Source organism: Gluconobacter vitians, assembly GCF_015244565.1.
Classification (GTDB): domain Bacteria; phylum Pseudomonadota; class Alphaproteobacteria; order Acetobacterales; family Acetobacteraceae; genus Gluconobacter; species Gluconobacter vitians.
In genome coordinates this window covers 1-6,955 of record NZ_JABCQG010000042.1, presented here as the reverse complement: position 1 = coordinate 6,955, position 6,955 = coordinate 1, and the positions used below count along the sequence as shown (strand labels likewise).

Annotated in this window: 4 protein-coding genes and 2 pseudogenes; 3 read left to right on the top strand and 3 right to left on the bottom strand. The window is 51.2% G+C overall.

Annotation, left to right across the window (positions count from 1 at the left end):
* Positions 1–111, bottom strand: a pseudogene (locus HKD24_RS14550) (IS5/IS1182 family transposase); the annotation flags it as partial.
* A gap of 48 nt (positions 112–159) precedes the next feature.
* Positions 160–1,080: a sulfite exporter TauE/SafE family protein gene (locus HKD24_RS14545; protein WP_194260898.1), complete on the bottom strand. Its 921-nt coding sequence runs from the start codon at positions 1,078–1,080 to the stop codon at positions 160–162.
* 318 nt (positions 1,081–1,398) lie between these two features.
* Between HKD24_RS14545 and HKD24_RS14540 the strand changes: the two genes are divergently transcribed.
* The 3 genes from HKD24_RS14540 to HKD24_RS14530 all read left to right on the top strand — a co-directional run bounded on the left by HKD24_RS14540 (position 1,399) and on the right by HKD24_RS14530 (position 6,740).
* Positions 1,399–4,620: an efflux RND transporter permease subunit gene (locus HKD24_RS14540; protein ID WP_194260897.1), complete on the top strand. Its 3,222-nt coding sequence runs from the start codon at positions 1,399–1,401 to the stop codon at positions 4,618–4,620.
* Positions 4,621–4,636: 16 nt separating this feature from the next.
* On the top strand, positions 4,637–5,338 hold the full coding sequence (locus tag HKD24_RS14535) for a response regulator transcription factor (protein WP_228124472.1): 702 nt from the start codon (positions 4,637–4,639) through the stop codon (positions 5,336–5,338).
* Positions 5,339–5,501: 163 nt separating this feature from the next.
* Positions 5,502–6,740, top strand: a complete 1,239-nt coding sequence (locus tag HKD24_RS14530) for a sensor histidine kinase (protein ID WP_228124471.1) — start codon at positions 5,502–5,504, stop codon at positions 6,738–6,740.
* Positions 6,741–6,856: 116 nt separating this feature from the next.
* Here the strand turns inward: HKD24_RS14530 and HKD24_RS14525 are convergent.
* Positions 6,857–6,955 (bottom strand): annotated as a pseudogene (locus HKD24_RS14525) (IS5-like element ISMex42 family transposase); the annotation flags it as partial.

Below are 6,955 nucleotides of genomic sequence, written 5' to 3'. Positions count from 1 at the left end.
AGGGCGGAACACTTCAAAATCCAAAGTCCGGGAAAACGCTTCGAGCTGATCACCCAGCCCGCTCAGCCGGGCAAGCCTCTCTTCAACGTCAAAAAATCCCGCCTGCTTCATGATCCATACCCCAATCAACTCGGGGGAAATGGAATCACAAAGGCACCCTCAAAACCAGAGGGTTTTTCGAACCCTCCAGGTAACACCTCTGCACAGAACGCTATGGCGTAGTTCTACTTCAGTCAGGTTTTCCACCTCCACAGACAATTTGTGCTGACGCCAATTTGCAGCTAGTTCGACGGCCTTTTCTGTATGATTGAAGTAAAGAACAATACGATCTTGAACAAGGATCTGTCGCCCAGCCAGAGCAACCATCGCAACGCCAGCTACCACCGCAGCACCACGACCAATCTGTCGAAAAAGATGATCCGGGATATGATGCAAATATAGCCTCATTCCCCATGACGATGCGAGCGCCGCAATAGCGACGACAACTCCGGTTTTTATTGTCGCTTGATCAATCAGTCCATACAACGCGTAGAGCACAACTTTAAATATATGAAGAAGAATGTCATTGGCTGCGCGCGTTGCAACTATCTCCTCTTTGCGCAGGCCCAATCGATAATAAAAACCATTAAAAATTAAACCAACAGCTCCTGTAAAACCCGAAATAAAACCTGCTAACGCGCCAATAAGCGGTAACCAAACTGAATTGCTGGTTTTTGAAGAGCTTCCAGATTTTTTGCGGGGCCGCAACATAAGAGGGAGATTACTTAACAAAAACAGACCCAGCAGCAGGTCAAGATAGGCAGGCTGAAACTGCTTCAACAGGAGAATGCCTGCCCATGCAGCAGGGAGGGCCATTGGGGCATACAAAAAGACAACTTGCCAACGGATTACTTTAAAAAAAAGAGCCATACGAGAAGCAGAACTTACAGCCGTCCCAATTGATAGCGCTGCTGGAACGTGATCAGCAGGGAGAAGCAATCCAAGCAAAGGCATCACGATCAAACCGGCTCCGCCACCAGAGACCGCACTCAGCGAGAATGCAGCACTGGCCACGACAAAAAGCGCAACAAATCCGAGCATTACCCGAAGCCTCCACTGCTTCAACGTACATAACTTGGCATCGCCATTGTTCCTGAGGTCCGGTACTCAGATTTGTATGACAGTCTTTTCCTGAGGCTTCATTCCAAAACCGCGCATCCCAGACACTCATTGGAACGGAAGGATCATTCCGCTCTCGGTCAGCACTATACTATAACGCCTATCGTAAAAAATATCTGATTCTATTAACAATTCCCAATCTTACACACCTTGTCTTGCGTACTAAATTGAATTCCGACAAATTGAGTTCAGCAGTTCCGCATCGTGAATTTCTTTATGCAGAGTTGAAATACTTTTTAAATGACGGATTGGTTTATATCCAGACCTGTTGCAACAGTTTTGATGACTGTATCGCTTTGTCTGTTTGGCCTCATGGGCTACATTTCTCTCCCAGTATCTGATCTTCCTAACATTGATTTTCCGGTCATTCGGGTGCAGGCATTTCAGCCGGGCGGGACACCTGAACAGATCGCAAGCTCCATTGCGGAACCTCTTGAACGTCATCTTGGCACCATTGCCGGCCTTCAGGAAATGACCTCTCAGTCCAGTGCCGGCATGCTGAGTATTACGCTTCAGTTCGAACTTTCCCGTGATATCAATGGGGCAGCCCGGGATGTTGCAGCCGCAATACAGGCTGCTCGCGTCGATCTTCCAACAACTCTGCGCCAGAATCCGACCTACTCTAAAGCAAATCCAAATGACCCGCCTGCCCTGATCCTTGCACTGACTTCCGACAGGCGCACAATGCCTGATCTTTACGATCAAGCCACCAACAAACTTTTGCCACGACTGGCCCAGATTCACGGCGTCGGGCTTGTACAAATCAGCGGAAGCGCATTACCGGCCACACGCGTCGAAATTAATCCTTTGATGTTATACAAATATGGGCTTGGCTTCGAGGACGTGCGCGCGGCGCTCGCTTCCGCTAATGCTCACACCCCAAAAGGCTTCATAGAGACATCCAAACTGCGCCTCCAGATTGCGACCAACGATCAGGTGCACAAAGCTGCCGATTATCAGGACCTCGTCATCGCCTGGCGCAACGGACGCCCTATTCATCTGGTCGATGTTGCCACAATAATCGACAGTGTGGAGGATGTGCGTAACGCTGGTTACTATAATGGCAAGCCTGCAATTGTCGCGCAGGTCTATATGCAGGCTGGCGCGAATTCGGTTGCTGCAATTGATCAATTCACCCGTGAATACCCCACTCTTCAAAACACACTGGCATCGGGAACTCACCTTGCGGTGGTGATGGATCGCTCAAGTGTCATTCGAGCGTCGCTTGCCGATACCCGAATGACACTCGGCCTCTCCTTAGGCCTCGTTATCCTGATCGCTCTCATCTTCCTAGGCTCCCCACGCATCGTCGTTATCCCTGCCATCGTGATTCCTGTTTCTCTCCTGGGAACGCTCGGCTTTCTGTGGCTTCTCGGATACGGCCTTGACAACATGTCCCTTATGGCCCTGACGATCTCGACCGGCTTCGTCGTGGACGATGCAATCGTCGTGCTTGAAAACATTACCCGTCATGCTGAGGCTGGCCTTTCACCACTAAACGCCGCGCGGCGCGGCGCACGCGAGGTGCGATTTACGATCGTCTCAATTACAGCCTCTCTGATCATCGTGTTCCTGCCTATCTTGCTCATGGGTGGATTGACTGGCCGGCTGTTCCACGAATTTGCCGTTACCGTTACTCTAAGTCTTTGTATCTCCGCGGCCCTGTCTCTCAGCCTCACCCCGATGCTTTGCGCACGCCTTGGAACACAAGCCGCAAATAACACATTCACACATTTTGTGGACGTTTGGCATGACCATATATTGAGAGTTTATGCACGTAGTCTGACAATCGCCATGCGTTATCCGACCATCGTTCTGCTCTCTCTTCCCCTTTCCCTCGGCCTCACATGGACGCTTTATCAAAACCTTCCCAAGGGTCTGTTTCCGGACGAAGATACCGGGATGCTTTTAGGGCGCGTCATGGGCGACGAAACCATCTCGTTTCAGGCCATGGAGCGAGACATGGCAACAGTTCAAAAGCAGCTCCTTCAGGATCCTGACGTAGCCGACGTCGCCGGTTTCCTTGGTGGCCGGGGATCGTCCAATCAGGGAAATATTTTCATTCGCCTCACTGATAAGAACACCCGTCCAGATACATTGGCCACAACAATCAGTCGATTGAGCCAGCGGACGCACAGTTTGAAAGATGCACGGTTCTTTGCGTTGCAACGCGGCGCCATACGAATTGGGGCACGCCCGAGCAATGCCGCTTATCAATACAGTTTACAGGGCAGTGATCCGCAGGAGCTCTATCGTTACACACAGCGCCTTGTAACCCTTCTCAGCCAAGAGAAAACTTTGATGGACGTTTCATCAGACGTCCTGTTAGGCGGAAACAGTATGGACATTCACTTAGACCGTGACACAGCCGCCCGTGTACAGACTACCCCGCAGTTAGTTAGTAATGTCCTTTATGATGCGTACGGGCAGCGCGCAGCGTCCGTCATCTATAATGCCTTGAACCAGTATCGCGTGGTCATGGAGGTCTCTCCGCGTTTCTGGCAATCTCCGCAGTCACTCGATCAGGATTGGATCAGCATTGCTGGCGGGACAGCCAAAGGGGCATCCCAATCAAATCTTATCCGGGCCAGACAGGCGAATACGGCGGCAACGAGCACCGATACCAGCACACAGAGTATTACCAATCAGCTTGCAAACAGTCTTGCGGGGGGAAGCTCAGCATCGTCGGGGTCTGCTGTCTCGACATCCCAAGAAACGATGATCCCCCTTTCTGTCGTTGCAAGCCGTCACCCAAATGCCACAGCACTCACTGTCAATCATGAAGGCCAATCTATTGCAGCGACAATTTCGTTTAACCTAGCTCCAGGCATTTCTTTGAGTCAGGCGATGACCGCTGTTGACCGTATCGTCGCGCAAACCCGCCTCCCCTCTTCTCTCAGGGGGGCGTATGCAGGCAATGCTGCACAAATGCGCAATTCTTCTCATAACAATATTTTATTGATCGGCTGCGCCGTTCTCGGAATCTATATTATTTTGGGAATACTTTATGAAAGCATGATCCATCCAGTAACTGTCTTGTCAACGCTCCCCTCAGCAGGCGTGGGTGCAATGGTCGGGCTATGGGCATTCGGGGAAGAGTTTTCGCTCATGGCAATGATCGGCCTTCTGCTTTTGGTCGGTATTGTTAAAAAAAATGCCATCATGCTCATTGATTTCGCGATTTCTGCTCAGAAATCTGGCCACATTCCTGCAGACGCGATCCAAGAAGCGTGCATGCTCCGTTTTCGTCCCATCATGATGACAACATTTGCCGCGGCATTCGGTGCGCTGCCTTTAATGTTTGGCCACGGTTATGGAGCCGAACTCCGCCTTCCGTTGGGCATTACAATTCTCGGCGGCCTTGCCGTCAGCCAGGCGCTGACCCTTTATACGACGCCAGTCTTATATTGTGCCCTTGATCGGTTGGCTCGTACCGCAAAACACCAGATTTCAAGTTTGTAGAACGATCAGGCAGGATATGATGAACGAGCCTCTTTCACATTCCCAAAGTAATATTCTCCTTGTCGAAGATGATCTGGATACAGCCAGGTACATTGAAAGTGGGTTGGCTGCACCTTTCACTGCAATTAATATCATTGCAGATGGTTTACAGGGAAGAAACGCCGCCATATCAGGCACGTGGGACTGTATTATCCTCGACCGACGCCTCCCAAGCCTTGATGGTCTTACCATCCTGAGAGATCTGCGTGCTATTGGCATCACCACGCCAGTCTTGTTCCTGACCACAATGGATGGAATTCATGAGCGCGTTACCGGACTGAGAAGCGGCGCCGACGATTATCTTGTAAAACCCTTTTCCCTCCAGGAACTCTCTGCTCGTGTGGAAAATCTCCTCAGAAGAGCTCAACAATCCTACGATCAGACCCGTCTGGTTTTTGCCGATCTTGAAATCGATCTTCTGACACGTGAAGTCCGGCGCGGCGGAGAAAAGCTTTACATGCAGGCCCAGGAGCTCAAGCTTCTGGAATATTTCATGCGACATCCGCACGTAACATTGTCACGAAAAATGTTGCTACAGGCTGTTTGGGACATCGATTTCCCGCTTCATACCAATCTGGTAGATACCCATGTCAGTCGCTTACGGGAACGATTGGGGCGCGACGCTCCGCCACTTATCCAAACGCTCAAGGGACAAGGCTATATGTTGAAAAGCACATAATGGCATGTCAGCTTCTCATCACAGCTCCCCGCTCCGTCTCCCGGTTTTGCGCAGCTCATCCTTTCGGATCATCGCCATGTTCGCGGGGTGTTTTCTCCTTACAGGCATGACAGTAACGGCATTCTCCGGTTATCACAGCCAACGCCTGCTCTCACAGCAGACCATGCGCATTGTTGCAAATGAACGCGACGAAGCTCTGTCCGAAGCACAGGGCCAGACTGTCATCCATCTCCAACCCACGCTCAGGGAAATGGTCCAGAACGAACCTGGATTTTACTATCTGCTGCAGGATGCCCAGGAACAGGTCGTCATCGGAAATATGTTTCATCTACGCCCCATCGCGGGCTGGAGATGGCTCTCATGGACGCATCGGACGCATCCCCCTGACCATCATCCTGTCATCGGTTACGGAACCACACTCAATGACGGCGGTTACCTCTTCGTCGGTATTGACGCGACGCCTATCCAGTCCCTCCGCCGCGATCTCTGGCTGACACTCGCCTGGAGCGCGATAGTGTTCCTCGTAATCGGACTTGGCGGGGGATTTGTCCTCAGTCGGATTGTGCTCGGCAGAATTGAAGTCATCAGCATGACGGCCCGCAAAATCATGCGAGGCGATATTTCCCAACGGCTTGCCCTGAATGGAACAGGAGACGAATTCGATCATCTCGCCCATAGCCTCAACGCCATGCTCGACAGAAACGAAACACTGATCGCCAGTGTCCGGCAGATCAGTGACGACATCGCACATGATATGCGACGACCTCTGGCACGGCTGGGCCAGAATCTCGACAAGGCCCAGACCGCAACGACCCATGACATCCAGAGCACTGCGCTCACACAGGCGCAGGATAATCTGCAGGACGCACTGGAAATTTTCTCGTCTCTTTTAAGACTTGCACAACTTGAAGCAGGAGACCGTATTCCCGATAGTCAGACACTGGTCGTTGCAGATCTTTTCAACACGCTCGCTGACCTCTATCAGCCCGTCGCACAGGAACAAGGGCAGACGCTGACAATTATTAGCCCCGCCCTAAACCTGACACTTGACGGCAACCGCATCCTCTTAACGCAGACACTGTCTAATCTCATCGAAAACGCCATCAACCATTGTTCATCGGGAACGGTTATTTCCCTGTCAGCTCACATGGAAAACAACAGGGTCATCATGGCCGTTTCAGATAATGGTCCCGGTATTCCAGCCGAAGAACATGAGCGCGTTTTCGAAAAGATGGTCCGGCTCGACACCAGCCGAACCGTGCCCGGTACCGGATTAGGACTCAGCCTGGTCCGGGCAATCGTGCACCTGCATGGAGGTTCAATCCGTCTCGTTGATAATATGCCCGGCCTCCGCTGCGAGATCGTTTTTCTGAAAACGTCGATGAGTGTATTTACGCCATGAGGTAAGATTTCTCAGAGATACTAAATTTTATCTTTTAGAATATTTCTTCTGGCCTCAGTAGATACATGCAAGGATCGGGAATCCTAATCTCTTATAATTTGGACAACTAGGGCCTGTTAGCACTTGATCCAGTCTGCAGCAGCAGCGATGTGTATGACGGCAAGGAATGACGCCGCTGTTTTTTCGTATCTGGTCGCGACTGCACGCCACTCCTT

What these genes read in the sequence shown, in the direction of transcription:
- HKD24_RS14530 (WP_228124471.1), top strand. Translation starts at nt 5,502, where the DNA reads ATGCGCATTGTTGCAAATGAACGCGACGAAGCTCTGTCCGAAGCACAG.
- HKD24_RS14535 (WP_228124472.1), top strand. Translation starts at nt 4,637, where the DNA reads ATGATGAACGAGCCTCTTTCACATTCCCAAAGTAATATTCTCCTTGTC.
- HKD24_RS14540 (WP_194260897.1), top strand. Translation starts at nt 1,399, where the DNA reads ATGACGGATTGGTTTATATCCAGACCTGTTGCAACAGTTTTGATGACT.
- HKD24_RS14545 (WP_194260898.1), bottom strand. Translation starts at nt 1,080, where the DNA reads ATGCTCGGATTTGTTGCGCTTTTTGTCGTGGCCAGTGCTGCATTCTCG.